This window comes from Halomonas sp. A3H3 (assembly GCF_000982975.1).
In the GTDB taxonomy this organism is placed as follows: Bacteria; Pseudomonadota; Gammaproteobacteria; order Pseudomonadales; family Halomonadaceae; genus Vreelandella; species Vreelandella titanicae.
The window spans coordinates 1,007,823-1,029,865 of the sequence record NZ_HG423343.1 but is presented as its reverse complement, the minus strand read 5'-3'; the positions used below and the strand labels follow the sequence as shown (position 1 = coordinate 1,029,865).

General features: G+C 54.2%; 17 protein-coding genes. 11 read left to right on the top strand and 6 right to left on the bottom strand.

Annotated elements, in window-relative coordinates; genetic code table 11:
- Positions 1 to 63 precede the first annotated feature (63 nt).
- From dctP to HALA3H3_RS04460, 3 genes are all read left to right on the top strand, one after another.
- Entirely contained in the window at positions 64 to 1,062 is a 999-nt protein-coding gene (dctP, locus tag HALA3H3_RS04470; RefSeq protein ID WP_022520121.1) for a TRAP transporter substrate-binding protein DctP, read from the top strand.
- 61 nt (positions 1,063 to 1,123) lie between these two features.
- Positions 1,124 to 1,630 carry a TRAP transporter small permease gene (locus HALA3H3_RS04465; RefSeq protein WP_022520120.1) on the top strand — a complete coding sequence of 169 codons (507 nt, stop codon included), beginning with the start codon at positions 1,124 to 1,126 and terminating at the stop codon, positions 1,628 to 1,630.
- On the top strand, positions 1,630 to 2,943 hold the full coding sequence (locus HALA3H3_RS04460; protein ID WP_022520119.1) for a TRAP transporter large permease: 1,314 nt from the start codon (positions 1,630 to 1,632) through the stop codon (positions 2,941 to 2,943). The genes HALA3H3_RS04465 and HALA3H3_RS04460 overlap by 1 nt, the downstream gene beginning before the upstream one ends.
- Positions 2,944 to 3,025: 82 nt before the next feature.
- On the opposite strand, the gene zigA is transcribed toward HALA3H3_RS04460, so the two are convergent.
- From zigA to HALA3H3_RS04435, 5 genes are all read right to left on the bottom strand, one after another.
- Positions 3,026 to 4,252: a zinc metallochaperone GTPase ZigA gene (zigA, locus tag HALA3H3_RS04455; protein ID WP_022520118.1), complete on the bottom strand. Its 1,227-nt coding sequence runs from the start codon at positions 4,250 to 4,252 to the stop codon at positions 3,026 to 3,028.
- A gap of 113 nt (positions 4,253 to 4,365) precedes the next feature.
- Positions 4,366 to 4,536, bottom strand: coding sequence for a DUF2805 domain-containing protein (locus HALA3H3_RS04450; RefSeq protein ID WP_022520117.1), 171 nt, complete (start codon positions 4,534 to 4,536; stop codon positions 4,366 to 4,368).
- 8 nt (positions 4,537 to 4,544) lie between these two features.
- Positions 4,545 to 5,918: a PepSY-associated TM helix domain-containing protein gene (locus HALA3H3_RS04445; protein ID WP_022520116.1), complete on the bottom strand. Its 1,374-nt coding sequence runs from the start codon at positions 5,916 to 5,918 to the stop codon at positions 4,545 to 4,547.
- A gap of 97 nt (positions 5,919 to 6,015) precedes the next feature.
- Positions 6,016 to 6,648 carry a class I SAM-dependent methyltransferase gene (locus HALA3H3_RS04440; RefSeq protein WP_009288375.1) on the bottom strand — a complete coding sequence of 211 codons (633 nt, stop codon included), beginning with the start codon at positions 6,646 to 6,648 and terminating at the stop codon, positions 6,016 to 6,018.
- A 272-nt stretch (positions 6,649 to 6,920) separates the two neighbouring features.
- Positions 6,921 to 7,280 (bottom strand): helix-turn-helix domain-containing protein, encoded by a 360-nt coding sequence (locus HALA3H3_RS04435; RefSeq protein ID WP_081742548.1) that lies wholly within the window; start codon positions 7,278 to 7,280, stop codon positions 6,921 to 6,923.
- A gap of 499 nt (positions 7,281 to 7,779) precedes the next feature.
- Between HALA3H3_RS04435 and HALA3H3_RS04430 the strand changes: the two genes are divergently transcribed.
- The 3 genes from HALA3H3_RS04430 (at position 7,780) to mdoH (ending at position 14,579) form a co-directional block, all read left to right on the top strand.
- Entirely contained in the window at positions 7,780 to 10,125 is a 2,346-nt protein-coding gene (locus tag HALA3H3_RS04430) for a putative bifunctional diguanylate cyclase/phosphodiesterase (protein ID WP_022520114.1), read from the top strand.
- 355 nt (positions 10,126 to 10,480) lie between these two features.
- The gene (locus HALA3H3_RS04425) at positions 10,481 to 12,067 is read left to right on the top strand and encodes a glucan biosynthesis protein G (protein WP_022520113.1); all 1,587 of its coding nucleotides are present in this window, start codon (positions 10,481 to 10,483) and stop codon (positions 12,065 to 12,067) included.
- Complete coding sequence (mdoH, locus tag HALA3H3_RS04420; RefSeq protein ID WP_022520112.1) at positions 12,060 to 14,579, top strand: glucans biosynthesis glucosyltransferase MdoH; 2,520 nt, start codon at positions 12,060 to 12,062, stop codon at positions 14,577 to 14,579. Before HALA3H3_RS04425 ends, mdoH begins: the two co-directional genes overlap by 8 nt.
- A gap of 84 nt (positions 14,580 to 14,663) precedes the next feature.
- On the opposite strand, the gene HALA3H3_RS04415 is transcribed toward mdoH, so the two are convergent.
- Entirely contained in the window at positions 14,664 to 15,611 is a 948-nt protein-coding gene (locus tag HALA3H3_RS04415; RefSeq protein ID WP_022520111.1) for a helix-turn-helix domain-containing protein, read from the bottom strand.
- A 214-nt stretch (positions 15,612 to 15,825) separates the two neighbouring features.
- Here HALA3H3_RS04415 and HALA3H3_RS04410 point away from each other — a divergent pair, with 214 nt between their 5' ends.
- From HALA3H3_RS04410 to aceK, 5 genes are all read left to right on the top strand, one after another.
- Positions 15,826 to 17,241 carry an ethanolamine ammonia-lyase subunit EutB gene (locus HALA3H3_RS04410; protein ID WP_022520110.1) on the top strand — a complete coding sequence of 472 codons (1,416 nt, stop codon included), beginning with the start codon at positions 15,826 to 15,828 and terminating at the stop codon, positions 17,239 to 17,241.
- Entirely contained in the window at positions 17,231 to 18,067 is an 837-nt protein-coding gene (gene eutC / locus HALA3H3_RS04405) for an ethanolamine ammonia-lyase subunit EutC (RefSeq protein ID WP_022520109.1), read from the top strand. The genes HALA3H3_RS04410 and eutC overlap by 11 nt, the downstream gene beginning before the upstream one ends.
- A 115-nt stretch (positions 18,068 to 18,182) precedes the next feature.
- A complete protein-coding gene (gene eat / locus HALA3H3_RS04400) occupies positions 18,183 to 19,622 on the top strand; it encodes an ethanolamine permease (RefSeq protein ID WP_009288378.1) in 1,440 nt (479 codons plus the stop codon).
- An 83-nt stretch (positions 19,623 to 19,705) separates the two neighbouring features.
- Positions 19,706 to 20,200 carry a CIA30 family protein gene (locus tag HALA3H3_RS04395; protein ID WP_022520108.1) on the top strand — a complete coding sequence of 165 codons (495 nt, stop codon included), beginning with the start codon at positions 19,706 to 19,708 and terminating at the stop codon, positions 20,198 to 20,200.
- An 81-nt stretch (positions 20,201 to 20,281) separates the two neighbouring features.
- Positions 20,282 to 22,042: a bifunctional isocitrate dehydrogenase kinase/phosphatase gene (gene aceK / locus HALA3H3_RS04390; RefSeq protein WP_022520107.1), complete on the top strand. Its 1,761-nt coding sequence runs from the start codon at positions 20,282 to 20,284 to the stop codon at positions 22,040 to 22,042.
- The last annotated feature ends 1 nt before the right edge of the window (position 22,043 follow it).

Below are 22,043 nucleotides of genomic sequence, written 5' to 3'. Positions count from 1 at the left end.
TATAAAAACGGTTTAGAAACAAAAACGCTATAACGCAAATTATCTTGTGCAGGAGACAAACTAATGAAAAAAGTAACCCTTACCCTGGGCGTGCTAACTGCCCTGGCTTCCACTCAAGTGCTGGCCGTTGATCAAATTAACGCAGTGCATGCATTTCCCCCCTCGTTGATCTATACCCAGAGCTTTTTAGAGTTCGTCGATAAGGTCAACGAACGCGGTGAAGGTGTGGTGCAAATTAACGTACGCGGCGGCCCTGAAGTGATTGGCCTTTCCGAGCAGCCCGACGCAGTTCGCAACGGCGTGGTCGATATGGCCTACACCGCTGCGAGCTTCTACGCAGGTACCGTACCAGAGCGCGATGCCATGGTCGCCTCGAACACTAACGCTATCTACGCACGCGAAAATGGCGGCATCGACCTGCTTAATGAAATTCATCAGGAGAAGATGGGCACCTACTATCTGGGCTGGTTCGACAGCGGGGTCAGCTACAACTTCTACACCATTGATGAGCCCACCGTCGATGGCGAAGGTAACCTAAACGTTTCGGGCCTACGCCTACGCAGTAATCCGGTGTATGACGCCTTCTTCCAGGACTACCTGGGCGCTCAGCCAATCAGCCTGCCGACCACCGATGTTTACGCGGCCCTGGAGCGGGGTGTAGTGAACGCGACTGGCTGGACTCAAATTGGCCTGAAAGACCTAAATTGGGATCGTTTTCTTAACTATCGGGTTGACCCTGCCTTCTTCTCCACCGATATGGGGGTGATCGTTAACCTGGATAAGTGGAACCAGCTCAGCGAAGAGTCGCAGCAAATTCTTCAGGAAGTCGCCATTGAGCATGAGCGCGACAGCGCCGAACAACTGGCTGAATTAGCCAACGAGCAACAGGCTCAGCTTGAGGCCGATGGCATGCAGGTCATCACCCTGGAAGGCGAAGCAGCACAGCGATTCTCAGACGCTGCCCGGGATGCCACCTGGGAACGTATGCGTGGCCAGATGGAGCGCCACCCCATGGGGCTTGAGCACTACGATACGCTGATCGAAAAATTCAACGATCTATAGAAACGTAGGGGCGCCGAGTCATCAAGCGCCCCTTTGTTTAGCTTTTCTCTAGGGTTTTTTTATGCGCTACGCACAACGCGGCTATCTGCTGCTGCTCAACGGCATGGCCCTGCTGGCCGCCATCATGCTGGTTTGGCTGATGGTGGCGGTGGTGCTTTCGGTGGTGATTCGTAACTTAGGTCTTCAGCCCTCTGCATGGTTTTTTCTCTCCACCGAGTACGCCATGTTCTACCTCACTCTACTCGGGGCTCCCTGGCTGGTGCGCCAAAAAGGGCATGTGCATATTGAGCTACTGACCTCGGTGTTGCCGCCAGCAGCGCTAAATATCCTCAGCCGAGGGGTAGCGCTGCTCTGTGTCGTGGTGTGCGGCGTGCTGGCGTGGAAGGGGCTTGATCTGGTGCTGCTTAATATCGAGCGCACTGACTATGACGTGCGGGCTTTCTTTGTGCCGAAATGGATACTGACCATTGTTTTCCCCATCAACTTTACCCTGATGGCGATCGAATTTGGCCGCTTTGTGGTGGGCCATGAAATTCTTCACAGCGGCGAAGCGGGGATTAAAGAATAATGGAATGGTACTTTGCGCTCGCTTTCCTGCTCTCGTTGATTTTGATCTTTATGGCGATTGGCACCCCCATTGCCCTGGCCTTTTTGGCCGCCAATGTGATTGGTGCCTGGCACTTTATGGGCGGCCAAACCGGCATCTTGCAGATGCTCAACAACGGTTTCGGCGCACTATCCAGTTTTAATTTGGTGCCCATCCCGCTGTTTCTGTTGATGGGCGAGCTGTTTTTCCGCACTGGTCTAGGCATGAAAATGTTCAACGCTATTGACCAGCTAATGGGCAAGGTGCCGGGGCGTTTATCTTACGTAACAGTGGTGGGTGGGACGGCTTTCTCCACTCTCAGTGGCTCCTCCATGGGCTCTACGGCATTAATGGGTTCGCTACTGGTGCCAGAAATGGAGCGGCGGGGCTATAAAAAGAAAATGGCGATTGGCCCGATTCTGGGCACTGGCGGCCTGGCGATTATTATTCCGCCTTCTGCGCTGGCAGTGTTGTTAGCAACCTTGGCAAAAGTGGATATTGGCGCGCTGCTTATTGCCGGTATCTTGCCGGGGCTAACGCTGGCGGGGTTCTATATAGCGACCATTTTTATTCAGACCAAGCTGGATCCTCAGGCCGCCCCGAATTATGAGCTTGAGCCGGTGCCGATGAGCGCGAAGCTCAAACTGATTGTGACAGATATTCTACCCATGCTCAGCGTGATGGTGATTATCGTCACGTTAATGCTGATTGGGTTTGCCACGCCGTCAGAGGCTGCAGCCTTTGGCGCGCTAGGTGTGATTATCCTGGCGTTTATTTTCCGCTGCATGACCTGGGAGGCGTTTAAACTTTCGGTCACCGGGGCATTAAAAGTCACGCTGATGGCCTACCTGATCGTGTTTGGCTCGGCTACCTTCAGTCAGTTGCTTGGTTTCTCAGGCGCTTCGGGTGGTTTGATCGGCTGGGCAACCAGCTTTGATCTGTCGCCGATTCTGATGCTCCTGGCAATGTTTGCTGTTCTACTGGTACTGGGCACCTTTATGGAGCAGATCTCTATCATGATGCTGACCGTGCCGATCTTTTTCCCGCTCGCCCAGGCGCTTGGGTTTGATTTGGTGTGGTTCGGTATCGTTGTTCTACTGGCGCTTGAAATTAGCTTCTCAACGCCGCCCTTGGGTCTTTTGTTGTTTGTCATGAAAGGGGTCGCACCGGCAGGTACTACCATGAGAGAAATATACTCGGCAGCGATTCCCTACATTCTTTGTTCGATGCTGCTGGTCGCAGTGCTGATAGTGTTTCCGGGCCTGGCGACTTGGTTGCCCAGCATGCTGCAATAGAGCGTTTAGCAAGAAAAGTGCAGGTAGTAAAAAAGAGAGAGGCTGCGGCCTCTCTTTGCGTTTAAGCGTTATTAGCTCTTACTTATTCCCAGGACGGGAATGGATCGGGCAGTTTCTTCCACGCGTTCATGCCTTGCAGTAGTTCCGCTTCGCTTATCAGGCAGCCATCCAGCGCTTCACGCATTTTATCTTGTTCCAGGTTCTGACCGATAAAGACCAGCTCCTGGCGCATATCGCCAAACGGTTCCTGCCACTTTTCCATAATAAACTGACGCGTTTCGGGATCCGTTGGCCAACGCTCTTCGGGAATCGCCTTCCAGAATATCCCGGCTGGGCCGTGGTGAGCGATGCCGCCCGCCTGGCTCCACTGACCAGCGGCTTGAGGGCGAGTGGCGAGCCAGAAAAAGCCTTTTGAGCGCAGCAGACCCTTACCAAACCACTCCTGGTTCAGCAGATCGTGGAATTTTTGCGGATGGAATGGGCGACGGGCATGGTAGGCAAAGCTGCCAATTCCATACTCTTCGGTTTCGGGCACATGCTCACCGCGCATCTCTTTTAGCCAGCCCGGTGCCAACTGGGCACGCTCGAAATTGAACCTGCCGGTATCCAGCACTTTATCGAGCGGCACGCCGCCTTGAGTGATCGGTACCAGCTCCGCGTCGGGGTTCAGCGAGTGTAGAATCGCCTTCAGCGCTGCTAACTCTTTCTCACTGATCAGGTCAGTCTTGCTGATCAACAGCACATCGCAAAACTCGATTTGATCAACCAGCAGGTCGGCGACGTTGCGCTCGTCGTCTTCGCCTAAACTTTCGCCCGCTTCAGCGAGGCTTTGCGCTTCGCGGTACTGTTCAAGAAAGTTGGCGCCATCCACTACGGTCACTAGCGTATCCAGCCGGGCGACGTGGGAGAGGCTCTGGCCGCTTTCATCTTCAAAGGTAAACGTTTCCGCTATAGGCAGCGGCTCGGAAATCCCAGTGGATTCAATCACTAGGTAATCGAACTTTCCTTCTCGGGCCAGTTGGCTGACCTCTTCCAGCAAGTCTTCGCGCAATGTGCAGCAGATGCAGCCATTGCTCATCTCTACCAGGCGTTCTTCGGAGCGGTTTAGTGCTACATCACCATCCAACGTCGACTCGCCAGGGCCGCCGCGCACCAGCGCACCGTCAATATTCACCTCGCTCATATCGTTAACGATCACCGCCACCCGGCGGCCCTCACGGTTGGCGAGAATATGATTAAGGACGGTGGTTTTACCGGCACCTAAAAAGCCCGACAGTACGGTGACGGGCAGGGGAGAAAACGCAGTCATTGCTAGCACACCTCTAAATGGTTTTATGTTATGTGATAATATAACAATATAAGTGCTTAGAGGAAGGTTTGTTTCAGAGGAGGTCGGGTCAGGTTCGTATCTGCTAGTGGATATCAGCGCTTATATTGCGTTGGGCAATATCCACGTAGAACATCCGGCTCGCTCATGCCAAACAGCGTTTCGATCGCTTCAAACGGTGTGCGGCCTTCCCAGGCCATTTCGATAACACGTGACTGTTCGTCATCAGGTAAGCGGCGAAAGCGCTTAATGGGGGCTTTTGGCATCGTCCACCTCATTGGTGGGCATCAAGGCTGCGGGCAGTGTAGTGCTTTTTAATAGACCAGCGCAGCGCATCGATCACGATGAAACATGCCAAGCTTACACCCAGTACGGGCAGTGCTACGCCAAGCGTGATAGCGACGAACAGCACGCCGAGTTGGGTCGTAAGCGGAAGCATTAGCCAGGGTTCAGTCACCGTTGGGAAGCGCTGACCACTCGCCGTGCGTAGCCGCCGCCACGCCATTACGTAACCCCACACCATCAGCGTCACAAGCCCCGCGGCGATCAACGCCAGCACTATTTGATTAGCGATACCAAACAGTACGCCCATATGCAGATCAATCCCCCAGCGGGTGAGCTTGGCGGCTAGTGGGAAGGTGGTAAAGTCGGTTTGATCGGTCACAGCCATGCTTTGCGGATGCAGCGCCACCTGGTCTACCTGCGTAGGCCACTGGCGATCAATTTCCGCTACCCGCCATGCCTCCTGGGAACTGCTCGGAGGCGTTAGTTGGATGCGCGCTGCGCTAAGCCCCGCCTTACGAGCAGCGCTCAGCGCCCGGTCAAAGTCCTCTAACGTGATAGACGTGGCCACCATTGCCATATGGCCGTGATGCTCAGCATGTTCATCGGCTACCTGGCTATCGGTATCGATCAGTGCCGTTGAGGCACTTGGCGTGCCCCAGCCCCAGGCATGACGAAGTTCCGCAATATTGCTCCCTGCCCACTGTGACCAAGTGAGCCCCGTTGCCGAAAAGAACAGCAGCCCGAAGGAAAGCACTACGCCAAGTGTTGCGTGGCGTTGGCGTGTGGTGTGGGCGCCTGACAGTGCTTTCAGTGTGCGGCGTTGGCGAATCCACAGCGTTATGCCACCCAGCGCGGCAAGCCAAAGCCATGAGGCAGCCAGCTCACTATAGAGACGCCCCATCTCGCCCATTAACAGCTGGCGGTGAAAATGATCGATCGCGGTGCGCAGCGGTAAAATACCGCTGGTACCATAAACCGTCGTATCACCGGTGACTTTCAGGGTAATGGGGTCGACAAACAGCGCCCGATGTTCAGAAGGCCCCAGCCCTGGCTCGCTAAACATGAGTCGGGTGGTGTCGCCTAACGCCGGTGCAGGGCGCACCGCGCTGGGCAGGGTTGGTTCGCCCAGGTATTGCTGGGCCGTAGTGATCTGTTCGGCAAGTGAATGAGGCTCGCCCTGAGTAACGCCATATAGGGTGTCATGGTAGAGCCACTCTTCAAGTGGTGGGCTAAGCAAGTAAGCGATACCAGACAGTGCCGCGATAAGAATAAAAGGGCCGACGAAGAGGCCAATATATAGGTGTAAGCGGCTAAGCAGGGCAAAAAGCAGCTTGCCGGTGCGGTTAGAGGAGTGGACTGTCATTGGCTTGAATCCGAGTGGTATCGGTAAATTAGCCAGACAGCTTAGATAGTTTAATTAGCAATCGCTAGCCTGTGCATAGCGGTAAAAAGTCACACGCTTAGCGGCTAGACGGAGCGGGCTTGACGGCCAGGAGTGCACGGAATAGACCATTCATTAGCACCGGTTCGTCGTGGTGAATCTGAAACCCAGCTTCACTGAGCAGTGGCTGTGCTTGGCGTGTAATGTCGGTGGCAAGTGCCGATGTGACTCCATTCAGAAGACGTCGGCCCGCACCCACAGATTGACCGTCTGGCTGGAACTTATCCATTACGCACAGCTGCCCACCGGGTTTTAACACGCGGTACGCTTCGGCAAGCCCTCGCTGTGGATCAGGCATTACCGCAATAATCAGATGCATGATGACGGCCTCAAAGTGCTCATCGGGGTAGTTGAGCGCCTCGGCATCCATCACACTACATTCCACATCGTGGCGAAGCTCCTCGGCTCTTTTTGCCGTGCGCTTCACCATGGCCGGAGCGATATCGGTGGCGTGCAATTCGATGTCATGAGGCAGAAAAGGCAGGTCTAACCCTGTGCCAGCCCCTACCAGCAGCACCCGCATACCAGGCTCCCAATCTACTTGTCCAAGCGCAATACGCCGTGGCCTACGAAACGCACGGGCGGCGACCGCATCGTAGAAAGGTGCGTAAACGGTGTAGCGAAGGCGATTCCACGCGGTGGTGTTGAACATAACGCCCCTTTGCAGCTCAACGCTGCGATTGCTGAATGCCGGGTGTCGACTATTTACATCAGACTACCTATAGCATGAAAGCAATCATTCAACCAATAAAGCGTGCTCATGTTGGATGATTTATTTTATATGGCTAATATTATCACCTTATCAAATTTATTGTGTGGGGTTTATGAAATAGCAAACATTATAGTGATCCTTTGGTTGATTTTTTGTAGTAATTTTTGATTGGTCTTAAAGTTGTAGAGATAAGATTTTGTCATTGTGTTTGATTACCCTTTTTGTAGGCGTGTAGTTAAGCTTTCAACAATATCGATAACTAGCTGTCGATCATTTTGATTTAAAGGCTCTAAAAGCTGTTTCATTCTGCTTGACTGATCATCGATATGAAAACTGGCTTGCCCAAATAACTCAGCTGCCTCGCAGTTGAAAATTTCAGCAAGCTCTATTAAGCGCACAATGTTGGGGATCACCCGCCCGCGCTCGATGCGCGAAACGGCTTCGTTACCAACACCTAGGCGCTCAGCAACTTCCTCTTGGGTCAATTGACTGCGAACCCGCTGTTTGGCAATTGCCCGGCCGATACTGCCTGCAAGCCGTTTCTGTTCTGTTTTATTCACAATGTCCTCCATTAGACCTAGATGGTTGAGGAACGACCTATTGACATGAAGGACTGTTTAGGTTGAATATCATCTTCTAAGGTTGATTTGGATGCCTGTAGTTACTTTTTGTTTCGTTTGGTTACGCCGTGAAATGTGTAATTAAGGGGTAATGATTTAATTGGGTAGCCAAAAAAAAATAAAAAGCATAGGTGTGATAGGTGGAAATGCCCGAAGCTATAAAGCATATAACTGAGGGCAGCTTTAGTAGTGTAAGTTATCAATATGCTTTCAGTGTTAATGTTCAAGTTGCTTTGGTTGTTTGAAGGTTGTTTAAAATCTTATGAAAGAAGATTGTGAGGTGTTGAATGTTGGGTGGTTTTTCTTTTGTAAGCTTTAGGCGTTTATAAACTTTAGTCGTTGATCGGTTACCGAATGGCGTTTATGCGGCGGATCGGTGCGTTTTTTTTAAATACTGTTCAGCAAGAGCGGGAGAGAAGCTTGATGTGTAAATCCGAAGGCGCTTAATAACATGCTCCCTACTTCTGCACCAGAGATTTTTCGACAGTTGGCGGATAAGTTGACCTGCGTCAGTGAAGAGGGCTTTTTTCAACACCTTGTGCGATCCCTGACGGGTATCCTTGGCGTTGATCATGCCGTTGTTGAATATGTCGATAGCCGCCAGGGCACTGTGAGCACATTGGCAGCGTGGTCTCAGGGTGAGTTCATTGAGACAGCTCCGTATTCACTACAAAGCACGCCATGCCAACAGGTCGCGGAACACTCACGGTTGTTTGTGCCTGCTTCTGCTCGTCAGCAGTTCCCGGATGATCAGCGGCTGGACTCCCTGAGCGTTGAGGGGTATTTGGGTATCTCCATCGCAGCGCCTGGTGGCGGCTTTTTGGGGGCTATTGCGCTAATGCACTCATCCGTCCTGGAGCTTCCTTCTTATGCCGATGAAGTGTTACGTATCTCTGCGGCGTTGGCTGGCGCAGAGTTGGCGCGTCAGTTAGCAGAAAGCCAAACGCGCGAACGTCTGTTATATAAACAGCAGGCGTTGCAGCGCATTGGTCGACACAACACCGCCCTGATCAACACCATTAATGAGCAGCAACGCTTTCAACACGCCGTTGTTAGCTTGGCAACTGCGGTCTCAACTGAGAATGGCGAAGCGTTTCTGCGCCGGCTAACCGCCCATATGGCCGAAGCGTTATCCGCTGAAGTGGGGTTTATAGCGCTACTGGACGAGCAGGATTCCGATATCGCGCATACCTTAACGCTGTATGTAAATGGTCAGTGCCAGGATAATTTTGCTTATTATCTTCCCGGCGTTCCTTGCCATAAGGTAATGGTGGAGCAAGAGTGTATCGTTCACGAGGGTGCCGCCATTAGGCTGCCTGCTGAAACCAACGGGGCGCTTTCGTGGGTAAACGGCTATGTTGGGCGGCGGCTGGATGATAGCCATGGTCAGCCGATGGGGCTTATTGGCGTCATGTTTAAGAAGCCGCTGGACGATGTGGATGTTGTGCGCAATGTCTTGCAGATATTTGCTGCGCGGGCCGCTTCAGAGCTTGAACGCCAACAAGACGAAGTGCGCATTCGCCAATTGGCTTTTTCTGATTCGGGGACTCAATTGCCCAACCGTGCTGCCTTTATGCTCCACTTAGAGCGAGTGGTCGCCGATACGCAGACCACTGAATTGGCGCTATTGCTACTGGATCTTAATCATTTCAAAGAGATCAATGATACCGCTGGGCATGACCTGGGCGATTTAGTCCTAAAGGCCGTGGCCGAGCGCTTTGCAGCTTCGTTGACGGAGGGACAGTATTTAGCACGCTTAGCTGGTGATGAGTTTGTGGTGGTTTGCCCTGGTGTTGAGGCAAGCAGCGCGTTAGCCACAGCTCAGCAATTGTGCGACAGTATCGCGCAACCGTTTATTGTTGAGCAACACTCCTTTGAGCTTTCTGTGGGAATCGGTCTGGCGCTATATCCTCAGCATGCGGCAATGCCATTAGAGCTGTTGAAACACGCCGACATTGCCATGCATCAAGCCAAGCGGCAAAAGCTTCCCGTATGTGTATTTGAACCCTGGATGGGGCGCGTTGTGGCTGAACAGTTGCATATCGCCAAACGCCTGGCGTCCGCCATTGCCGAAAAACAGCTGAGCCTGCACTTTCAGCCCCAGGTAGATTTGCACACCGGCCAGTTAATTGGCGCTGAGGCGCTGTGTCGGTGGCACGATGAGGAACTGGGTGACGTTTCACCGGGTAAATTTATTCCTATTGCCGAGGAGCGAGGCATGATTGTCGCGCTCGGCAGTTGGGTGATAGAGGAAGCCTGCAGGCAACTTGCCGCATGGCGAGAGCAGGGGCGCTCTATGCCTGGCCAGTTAGCGATTAATATTGCCGCCCAGCAGTTTGAAGAGGATGATTTGGTGACTGGCCTGCTCGGTTGCTGTGTCGACTTTGGCGTTGAGGCGTCACAACTTAGCCTGGAAATTACCGAAAGCGGTATCATGGAGAATCCTGAAAAAGCGATTGCTATGACCGAAGTGTTAAAGAGCAAAGGGTTAGGGCTTTCCATTGATGACTTTGGCACCGGGTATTCGTCGCTTGCCTACCTAAAGCGCTTCGCCGCCGATAAAATTAAAATCGATATCTCCTTCGTCCGCGATATGCTCACCAGCGACAACGACCGTGTCATTGTGGCAACGATCATTGCCATGGCAAACACGCTGGGCCTTGAAACCATTGCGGAAGGGATTGAGAACCAAAACCAGATTAACGCATTGCTTGCAATGGGCTGTGCCCAGGGCCAAGGCTACTACTTTGATCGGCCATTGGCAGCTAAAGAGTTTGCCCAGCGCTGGCTGCGCTAGGTAAGTAGGTCGTTTTTGCATTGAGCGTTTTTGAAGGGCGCCCACCAAACTGCTATCTATAATAGACAATAAGCTTAAGGTAGCGCCTGTTCTCCCGGTTCAACGAATCGAGCCCATTCTAATTTTAGCCTCAACCCTTTCAAAAAGCCCGGTTAGTCGGGGTGCCAAGTAGTCTAGACTCATGCTATACCTAAAACGTAACCTCATCTTCACATACGCTCGAGGTGCGCGCTTTAGGATGGTGAGAAAATCAAAAGGACGCATTTAGCTGATCGAATGGACTCTTTCGTATGTCGATTCGGCAAGTAAGCGAATTTGAATTTAGTCAAAGGATTGTACAGGAGCATGACGCTAAATGAGTGGATCGACCCGGTTAAGTAAATTTTCAAGCTGCAAAGGTTTTTTTTCAGTCGCCGTTCTGGGTGGCCTGCTGGTTGGAAGCATCCCTCTTGAGGCTTTTGCATTTGGCTTCGATGATGTCGCTAGAAAAGCAGAGGAACTAGCCCAGCAGGGCTACCGAGCCCCGGAAACATCTCTGCCTGATGAGCTGCGCGAACTCAGCTATATGGAGTATTCGCAAATACAGTTCAAGCGAGATCGCGATGTGTGGAGCGGTAAAGGCGCACCGTTCACCCTGAGCTTTATCCATGAGGGTATGCATTATGACAGTGCCATCCAATTAAACAGCGTTGATCAGGAGGGGGGGGTACATGGCTTTGCCTATAATCCGGATGATTTTACCTACGGTGATTTAGACATCTCCGACGAAGTGAAGAATAGCGATGGCATTGGTATTGCCGGGGTCAGGATCAACCATGCACTCAATGAAGGTGATCGCAAAGATGAGGTGATGGTCTTTCTGGGGGCTAGCTATTTTCGCGCTATTGGCGAAGGGCAGGTTTATGGGCTTTCCGGGCGAGGACTTGCCGTTGATACAGGGCTACCTTCGGGCGAGGAGTTCCCTCGCTTCAAGGAAATATGGATCGTCGAACCTGGCCCGGAAAGCCAGTACTTGACTATTTTCGCACTGCTTGACTCACCTAGCGTGACCGGTGCATACCGCTTCGTGCTGCGTCCCGGAGAAGACACTATAGTCGACGTACAGTCGCGGCTATATTTGCGTCGGGCTGTCGAGAAACTAGGGATAGCTCCACTCACCAGCATGTATCTTTACGGCCCAGAGCAGCCCTCTTCGACACAACACTATATCCCGGCAATCCATGATTCTAATGGCCTTTTGATCAATGATGCGCAGAATGGCTGGCTGTGGCGCCCGCTAGCCAATCCGGCCAGATTGATGATGAATAGGCATGCAACACCTCAGTTACGCGGTTATGGCTTGATGCAGCGTGGCCACAATTTTAGCGATTATCAGGATATTGCCGCACGTTATGATCTGCGCCCAAGCGCCTGGGTCGAGCCACAAAACGAATGGGGGGCGGGTAGCGTTGAGCTGATTCAGATTCCGACTGACAACGAGACCAACGATAATATCGTCTCGATGTGGCTGTCTGATGAACCCCATGAGCCGGGAACACCGCTGGCATTCGATTACCGTATTACGTTCACAACCAATGAAAGCCGCCACCTTGATCCTCAGCTTGCCTGGGTTGAAGAAACACGTCGCTCACGGGGAGAGGTGATGCGCGATAACCTAGTGCGCGAGCCCGACGGGACACTCGCTTTTGTCCTCGATTTTATCGGGCCCTCGCTTTCCGGTATCGGCAGCGATGCAAATATGACCGTTGAGGCAAGCGTGGGCGATAATGGAGAATTGGCGACTAGCCGCGTTGTTCATAACCCAGCGACCAACGGTTGGCGTGTATTTGTCAATGTGAAGCGGAATAATGGCAGCCAGCCCTTGGATATCAGGGCCAAGCTAATGCTCGATGGCAAGCAAATGTCCGAAACCTGGTACTACAGGCTGCCTGCTAATGGCTGAAATGATGTCTTCATCGCAGGCAACGCCAACGGATATTTATTTAGAGCGCTTGGCGTTGGAGACCCAGAATCGTAAGGAGCGCTACAAGTTACTGGTCGGTGATCTTGATAAGCACGACATGGCGTCGCTACACGCTGCGTTGAGCGAGGATAGTGATGGGGATGGTAATTGGCAGAGAGGTGACAATAGTGATCCTGCAGCGCTGTCAGTAGGTCGGCGCCTGGCGCTTGCCTATGCAGAGCCGCCGCTAGCGCCGCCAGACGTGCTGTCTACGGACACCTCCGGTATTACCCGCCTGCAAACTGCGCCACCGATGAAGCGAACGCCGTTGGCGCCCCAGCAGTGGTCGACCAATCCTTTCGTGAATATTGGTCGCCGCTTCAAGCGCTGGGCAAATGGTGATTTTCGTCGGCGCAGAAGAGAGTCACCCTCCGCGTCCTGGAAGTGGGTCGCCACTAGGCGACGCTGGGTTTTGCTAGTGCTGATTTTCGGTCAAAGTATCATCGCTGCCAATCAGATGCGTACTGTCCTCCCTGGCCAGGGCCTGCAGTGGCTTGAGATAGCTATCCTGTCGTTATTTGTGTTGCTATTCGCCTGGGTATCCGCCGGGTTTTGGACTGCCTTGATGGGATTTTTCCAGCTATTACGAAGCCATGACCGCTACGCCATTGACAGCGAGGTGGGCGACGAGCCGATTGATGATGAGGCACGCACAGCACTATTGGTGCCAATCTGTAACGAGGATGTTGCCAGGGTCTTTGCCGGGGTGCGCGCCACCCTGGAATCCCTGCGCAGTACGGGTAATGACCGGCATTTCGACATCTTTATTCTGAGCGATACGTCCGATCCCGATATTGCCATTCAAGAAACCTATGCCTGGCTGGTGTTGTGTCGTGATCTGGATGCTTTCGGTCAGGTTTTCTATCGCCGCCGACAGCGTCGAGTCAAACGCAAGAGCGGTAATCTCGACGATTTTTGCCGCCGCTGGGGGGCGCTCTATCGTTATATGGTGGTGTTGGACGCCGATAGTGTCATGAGCGGCAAATGCCTGACGCGACTGGTGCAAATGATGGAGGTGCACTCCAGGGTCGGCATTATCCAAACAGCGCCACGCGCTTCGGGGCGCCTCAATCTGTACGCTCGGATGCAACAGTTTGCGACACGAGTGTATGGACCGCTGTTTACTGCCGGGCTCCATTTTTGGCAATTGGGTGAGTCGCATTACTGGGGCCATAACGCGATCATTCGCCTCGCCCCGTTTATGCAGCACTGCATCCTGGCGCCACTGCCCGGTAAAGGCTCGATGTCTGGGGAGATACTATCCCATGATTTTGTTGAGGCGGCGCTGATGCGGCGAGCCGGTTGGGGGGTATGGATTGCCTACAAATTGGAAGGCAGCTTTGAAGAAATGCCACCTAACCTGCTCGATGAACTCAATCGCGACAGACGCTGGTGCCACGGAAATTTGATGAACTTCCGGCTGTTTTTCTCGCAAGGCATCCACCCCGTCCACCGTGCCGTTTTCCTGACCGGTTTAATGTCTTATCTTTCCGCGCCGCTATGGTGTCTTTTTTTAGTGCTTTCGACCGCGCTTTTAGCAGTGCATACCTTTAGCACGCCCGACTACTTTCCTGAGCCGGGAATGTTGTTTCCTGTTTGGCCACAATGGAATCCAACCTTAGCGGTGGGGTTGTTTGGTGTGACGGCGTTACTGCTGTTCTTGCCTAAGCTGCTCAGCGTATTGCTGGTGTGGATACAGGGGAGTCGTCAATTTGGCGGGCCTCTCAAGGTATTGGAAAGTATGATTCTCGAGTCGCTATTCTCGATGCTATTAGCGCCGGTAAGGATGCTGTTTCACACCCGCTTTGTACTGACGTCATTGATGGGGTGGGCGGTTCAATGGCGCTCACCATCACGTGAAAATAGCGACACGACGTGGGGGGATGCGTTCCGCGCACATTGGAGTCAAACCCTAATAGGGGCTGTGTGGGCAGCGGGTGTTTACGTTATGGAGCCTACATTTCTGTGGTGGCTCTCGCCCATCGTCGTCGCTTTGATGCTGTCTATCCCGGTATCGGCACTGTCGAGCCGTGTCTCGTTAGGGTGGTTCTGCTTTCAAAAGCGGCTTTTCCGGATCCCCGAAGAAACACAGCCGCCCCGTGTGCTGCGGCGCATGGTGAGGTTGCTTTCCCACATGAATACCGGAATGGCGGCGCCGTCTTTTGCCCAAATGGTGGTAGATCCTGTGCCGAATGCGTTGGCTACTGCTTTAGGCACATCACGGCATACCGATGCCGAGCCAATACGCCAACGTCGGGCCGAGCGGGTTGCACGCGGAGTCAGGATGGGGCCTGCGGCAATGAGTAAGCTGGAGCGTTTGGATTTTCTAGATGACCCGGTGATGATGTCGCAACTGCACTACCACATTTGGGAAGACAGCAAGGCACATCACAGTTGGTTTGACTGTGGTCTGCCAGGCCGTGAATCCAAGCACCTCCCAACCTTTAACTAGGCAGACGCTCTTTTTTAGCTACTCTCGCATTTAATCAGGCCGGCTGAGAGGCTGGCTTGTATTTGCCGCTATTCACTGACTCGCTCATAACGTTTTCGCACTGAGCGTTTGCGATGGGCTCTCTCCGAACTGCTGCTTGTAGTCGTGGGCGAACTGTCCCAAGTGCCAAAAACCCCAGTAGGTGGCTATTTCCGTGACCGATTGTTGCGGAGATGCCGCCCGCAGCGCCCGGCGCACGCGGTTCAGCCGGGTCAGGCGTAAGAACTGTAGCGGGCTGATGCCCAGGATGGTGGTGAAGCTGTACTGCAGTGTGCGGCGGCTAACGTGGGTAAGCTGACAAAGCTCCTCCATCGTCACGGGGCCTTCCAGATGCTCATCCACGTAGCGCTTGACGCGATCAACCACTTCCTTGCGATGAGCATAGCTGGGTGGCAGCTCAGCGCTGGGCTGCTCGACCTGCAATAACTCCAGTAGCGCCATCAGCAGAATGTCTTGATGGATATGGCTGGCGATGGCCAGCGTCTGACTGGTGAGTAGACGTTCAATAAGGAACGACACGGCGCGAAGGGTGTCACCGGCCGCCTGGCGACGGGGCATGGCGTGCCAGTGTGTATCCAGGCTGACCCCCTGCCGCTTGGCCGCCGCCGTCAAGGCGGGCAACTGGATCACCAGCCCATAGATGTCGAATCCTTCCGGTGTCACCAGTTCAAAATCACGTCCACCCGGGCGGCACATAACCTCGCCCGCACTGAGCGCTTGTCCATTGATGCGCGAGCCTTGATGGGTAGTGGGAATACCGATCCACAGCGACTCAGGCCATACCCGGCAGTCCTGACGTAACGCTTGCCCGGTATGCTCCTTGAAGACCTGCATGGTTTCCAGTGCCACCTCATCCAGCCGCCCGTAGAAACTCCCTGGGCTGAGCTGATCGTACTCCTGTTGCCATCGCGTCAGGTTCTGCGCGTGCTCATCGGCATCAAAGGCCTCTTGAATGCACCTTGTTGGTGCAAATGAGCTGTCGAGCGTGGTCATGAAGCGCCCCTCGCAGTGATAAGTTGGCTAATCATAATTTATGTAACGCCTTAACTTTTTGTATTTACTTGAGTTAAGCGAAAGTTAGTGAGTTTGCCAAAACTTGATACTCCCTCCCTATTGATAACGCTATGGTGGAAACAAGCAAGTTTTGTACTTCAGCGCGATGTCAACGCGATCAACAACAGCCATCGTAATAAAAAAGGATAGCCTCATGGCGCAGACCTATCACACGACGGTGGGGAGTCGCAGTTATCGCTTTGCAAGCCTGGCAGAGCTGATGGCTAAAGCCACGCCACCCCGTTCAGGCGACCGTTTGGCCGGTGTAATGGCGGAGAGTGCCGAAGAGAGGGTGGTCGCCCAGATGGTACTCGCCGAGCTCCCGCTCACCACTTTTTTGAATGAGGCCCTGATTCCTTACGAAGAGGATGAGATCACTCGGCTGATTATCGATGACCATGACGCCGACGCTTTCGCCCCCATCTGTCACCTCACCGTCGGCGATTTTCGTAACTGGTTGCTCTCCGACCACGCTACCAGTGAGGTGTTAGCAGAAGTAAAAACGGGGATTACCCCCGAAATGGCCGCTGCCGTCAGCAAGCTGATGCGCAATCAGGATTTGATTCTGGTGGCCAAGAAGTGCCGGGTCACCACCGCTTTTCGCAACACGATTGGCCTGCCGGGACGGCTTTCCACCCGGCTTCAGCCCAATCACCCCACCGACGACGTGACCGGTATTGCGGCCAGCATCCTGGATGGCCTGCTCTACGGCAGCGGCGACGCGGTGATTGGCATCAATCCTGCCACGGATAACGTCGCCCAGAGCGTCAAGCTGATGCGCCTGATGGATGAAGTGATTCAGAAGTATCAAATCCCCACCCAGTCCTGCGTGCTTACCCACGTAACGAACACTCTGGAAGCGATCGAGCAGGGCGCTCCGGTCGATCTGGTCTTCCAGTCGATCGGTGGCACCGAGGCCACTAACCGCAGCTTTGGCTTTGATTTGAGCACTCTCGCTGAAGCCGAAGCGGCGGCGCAGTCGCTCAATCGCGGCACGGTGGGGCGCAACGTGATGTATTTCGAAACCGGCCAGGGCAGCTCGCTTTCCGCCGACGCTCACCACGGGCTCGACCAGCAAACCTGCGAAGCCCGCGCCTACGCGGTGGCACGCAAGTTCAAGCCCTTGCTGGTGAACACCGTGGTGGGTTTTATCGGCCCGGAGTACCTGTTCGACGGCAAGGAGATCACCCGTGCAGGGCTTGAGGATCACTTCTGCGGCAAGTTGTTGGGCGTGCCCATGGGCTGTGATGTCTGCTACACCAATCACGCCGAAGCCGACCAGAATGATATGGATAACCTGCTCACGCTGCTCGGCGTGGCGGGCTGCAACTTCATTATGGGTATCCCAGGCTCTGACGACATCATGCTCAACTACCAGACGACTTCGTTTCACGACGCGCTCTATGCACGGCGGGTACTGGGGCTGAAGGCCGCGCCGGAGTTTGAGCGCTGGCTCGAAGAGATGCAGATTTTCCAGGATGTTAGCACCCACCGGCTCAACGACCAGCTTCCGGCCGCCTTTGCCAACAGCCTGCGCCACCTGCCCAAGGAGCCTCGCCATGGCACATGATCCATCATCACCCATCGTGGTGGAGAACCCCTGGGAGCGGCTGAATGCCTTTACCGATGCGCGAATTGGACTGGGGCGCGCTGGGGTCAGCCTGCCGACCAGCAAATTGCTGGCGTTTCAGTTGGCTCACGCCCAAGCACAGGATGCGGTTCATTGTCCGCTGGATGTGGAAGCGCTATCCACCGAGCTGACCCAAGCTTTGGATTTGTCTGAGGCACCGCTGCGCCTGCACAGCCATGCTCAGGATCGTGCCATGTACCTGCAGCGGCCCGACTATGGCCGTCGCCTTAACGACGAGACCCGTGAGCACCTGCAGAAAGCTGCCGCGTCCCAGCAGCGCTATGACCTTGCGATCGTCGTGGTCGATGGGCTTTCTGCGTTGGCTGTACAGCAAAACAGTGCTCCGTTTCTTGGCGCGCTTTATCAGATGCTGAGTAGCGATGCTGCTGATTGGCAGCTAGCACCACTGACGCTTGTCGAGCAGGGTCGGGTGGCGATTGGCGACGAAATTGGCGCACTGCTCAATGCCGACGCCGTGCTCGTCATGATCGGCGAACGACCGGGGCTGAGTTCGCCGGATAGCTTGGGGTTGTATATGACCTGGGCGCCCGAGCCGGGGCTCAAGGACGATCGACGCAACTGCATTTCCAATGTGCGTCCGGCAGGTTTGCAGGTGGAAGAGGCCGCCAGACGCTTCTTTCTGCTGTTAAAAGAGGCCCGTCAGCGCAAATTGTCGGGTGTTAAGTTGAAAGACCGCAGTGAAGACGATGTGCTGGAAGGTGACTCAGCATCAGGCTCGACGCGTAACTTCCTGGTGGCGGATTAACGTCATCCAACAAGCGACACCCTATAACAACGATCACACAACAAAACGGAACAACGTTGGTAAACCACAGCACGCCGCTGACGACGATTTCGTTCCACACTGAAAGGGCAAAACGATGACACAACCAACGATAGATCAAGCGTACCTGGCAAAACGCCAACTGCGCAAAGGCACCGCTGGCTGGATGCTGCTGGCGGGCCTCGGGGTTTCCTACGTAATTTCCGGTGATTTCGCCGGGTGGAACTTTGGTATTGCTGAAGCTGGCTGGGGTGGCTTTGCGATAGCCGCGTGTCTAATGGCGTTAATGTATCTGGCGCTGGTGCTGTCACTTGCCGAAATGTCGGCGGCGATACCCGCGGCTGGGGGCGGATACAGCTTTGCCCGCCAGGCAATGGGGCCTGCTGGCGGCTATCTGACCGGGTTGGCCGTATTGATCGAGTATGCCCTGGCGCCAGCGGCCATTGTGATCTTCATTGGCGCCGCCGTAGAGTCGTTGCTGGGTATCAATGGCCCGCTGGTCTACCTCATTTTCTACGCGCTGTTCATCGGCATTCACCTGGCGGGTGTGGGGGAAGCGCTAAAAGTCATGATGGTCATCAGTGGCTTGGCAGTGTTTGCCATCCTGGCCACCGCCGTCGCACTGATCGGTGATTTTGATGCCGCCAACCTGTTTGATATTGCTCCCACCGATGCGGCAGGTGCGAGCACCTTTATGCCGTTTGGTTGGTACGGCGTCTGGGCGGCACTACCCTTTGGTATGTGGCTGTTCCTGGCGGTAGAAGGCGTACCGCTTGCGGCCGAAGAGGCTAAAGATCCTGCTCGGGACATGCCCAGAGGCATCATCGGCGCGATGTTGTTCCTGCTCTTCACAGCGCTGTTAGTCGTGGTGCTGCTGGCCGGTGCCGCGGGCGCCGAGATGATCGGTCAAAGCGGCGTGCCGCTGGTGGATGCGCTGAATGCAGCGGGCAATCCGACCTTGGCAACCGTGGTGAACGTGCTGGGCCTGGCGGGGCTGATTGCTTCCTTCTTTTCGATCATCTACGGCTATAGCCGGTTGGTCTTTGCGCTTTCACGGGCGGGGTACCTCCCCAAGGCACTGTCGCTGACCAGTGGCCGTAAAGTGCCTTATCTTGCCCTAATCGTGCCCGGCGTGTTTGGCTTTCTGGTGTCGTTGAGCGGTGAAGGCGACCTGATGCTGGGCATGGCCGTGGTCGGTGCGACGATCTCTTATGCGCTCATGGCACTCAGCCATATTCTACTGCGGGTAAAACAACCCGACCTGCCGCGTCCGTATAAAACGCCTGGCGGTGTCGTTACCTCGGGGATTGCACTGGTGCTTTCCCTGGTTGCGCTCACCGGGGTATACGCCTTCGACCCACGCGCCTTTAACTACACTATCGTGCTGTTCATTGTTGGCGCAGCCTACTTCTTCCTCTACAGCAAGAATCACCTCGTAGCGAAAACCGCCGAGGAGGAGTTTGCGTTGGTGGTCGCGTCACCTGAAGATCTGGATGATATTGACTCAGATCCTGTGGTCACGACAGCGAAGCTGTAATTCACAAGACTAATCGCCTAGGCTGAACAAGCCTCTTTGCCCAGCGGCAAAGAGGCTTTTTTGGCTAATGATAAGGAGTCGTCATGGCGTTGACATTTGATAGTCCCAGCGAGCAGCAGCGCTGGTACTCCGTTGATGATGGCGTGATGGGTGGCGTTTCAAAGAGTGGTTTTTGCGTTACCGATGGCGTAGGTCGCTTTCAGGGCGAGGTGTCGCTTGAAAACGGTGGTGGCTTTGCCTCCGTTCGCCGCGAGCCCAATGGGTTCGAGCCAACGCTAGCGGATGCCCAGGGCATAGAGCTGACCGTGCGGGGCGACGGACGTACCTATCAACTGCGCTTGAAAAGCACCTCCCTTGGCAATGCCTCAGCGTACCGAGTGAAATTTACGCCTTCTCAAGATGCCTGGGAGACGCTGTACTTCTCATGGGATGCTTTTGAAGCGGTGAGGCGGGGAACGCTATTGAGTGACGCCCCGGCAGTAACGCCAAGCGAGATTCACCAACTTGGCTTTTTAATCGCTGACCGCACCGCGGGGCCTTTTTGCTTACGGCTCAAACGTATTGCGGCAGTGCGCTAAACTGGGGCTACCCAACCAAGGTCGTCTCGCATGTAGTTTGCCGTTAGGCAACGCTAGCGCAAATCAACAGGAGCCCAGCCCGTGAAGCACTCGCCTGCGTACCGCTTAGCGACGACGATTTTGCATGGCTTTGATGAGTACCGTGCACGTTTTAAGGAGATTACCGCCGATGCCAGCCGTCGTTTCCGTGACGCGGCGTGGCGCGAAACGCAGCAGGCATCCGCCGAGCGCATCAATCTCTATAAGGAAAAGATTGATGACACTCTGGGGCGCTTAAAGCGTACCTTTGATCCCGAGGTGGTGTCTCACTGTGAGTGCTGGCGCGAGGCGCGCAACCACTACGCTGAGTTGATCAGCCACCGACTCGATTATGAGCTCGCTGAAACCTTCTTTAACTCGCTGTTCTGCGCTATTTTCCATCATCGCCATATCCGCAACGACTGGATGTTTGTGTATAGCTCCCGGGAAGATGCCGCCCACCGCTCGGGAATTGACCTATGCCGTCGCAAACAGGTTAATGGCGACTGGCAGGCTGCCCTCAAATGGGCACTTATCGATGCCCCCTTCGAAAATCGCTTTGCGGAAATAGATCAGGATACTCATCTCGGCGCCACCTCCTTACAGCAGCACTTACCCACGGCGATTTTGAACGCCGGTGATGCTGAAATCGAGTTGCTGAATAGCGTCTTTTATCGCAATAAAGGCGCCTATTTGGCGGGGCGAATCCTGGGCGGCGGCGAGCAGGTGCCGCTGGTGCTGCCGGTACTCCATGGCGAAGGGTTTGGTGAGCAGCAGGGGGGCGACCCTTGCCTACACCTGGATACGGTACTGATCGAAACCGACGAGGTGTCGATTATTTTCTCCTTCACCCGCGCCTACTTCCAAGTTGAGGTAGCGGTACCCAGGGAGTTTGTCGATTACCTGCAGCAGCTGATGCCGCACAAACCGGAAGGCGAACTCTACGCTGCCATCGGCTTCTTCAAACATGGTAAAACCGAGTTTTTCCGGGCACTGAATCGTCAGGTGGCGAAGCGCGAGGATCAGTTTATTATCGCCCCAGGCGTGCGCGGCATGGTGATGGCGGTTTTTGTACTGCCTAGCTTTCGCACCGTCTTTAAAATCATTAAAGATAAATTCGACCCGGCCAAAGACGTGACCCACGCCGTAGTGCGAGAAAAGTATCGGCTAGTGAAACGTCATGACCGGGTAGGGCGCATGGCCGATACTCAAGAATTCTCCAATTTTATTGTCCGCCAGGATCATTTTGCGCCGGAGTGCCTGGAGCACTTACTGGAAGTGGCTCCCTCAACCGTTGTGTTGAAAGACGATAAGGTGATTATCAAGCACTGCTATACCGAGCGGATGATGACGCCGCTGAACATCTACCTGGAACAGTGCAGCGACCAAGAGAAGGAGACGGTGCTTAAGGATTACGGCAATGCCATTAAGCAAATGGCCGCGGCGAACATCTTTCCTGGCGATATGCTGCTGAAAAATTTTGGCGTGACACGCCATGGAAGGGTGATCTTCTACGACTACGATGAAGTTTGCTACCTCACCGAGTGCCGTTTTCGGCATATACCCAAATCCCAGGGCAATGACTTCCAGGGGGGTGATACGTTATCTATCGGCCCTAACGATATTTTTCCTGAGGAGTTTGGGCCTTTTATGTTCGCTAATAAGATCCTACGCGACATGTTCATGGCGCAGCACCCCGAGCTATTTGACCCGGATTACTGGCTGGAACTGCAGCAGGCGATCATCGATGGCCGTGTCATCGACGTTTATCCTTACCGCAATAAGCAGCGTTTTGCGGGCAGTATTGGCCAGCTAGTATATTAGT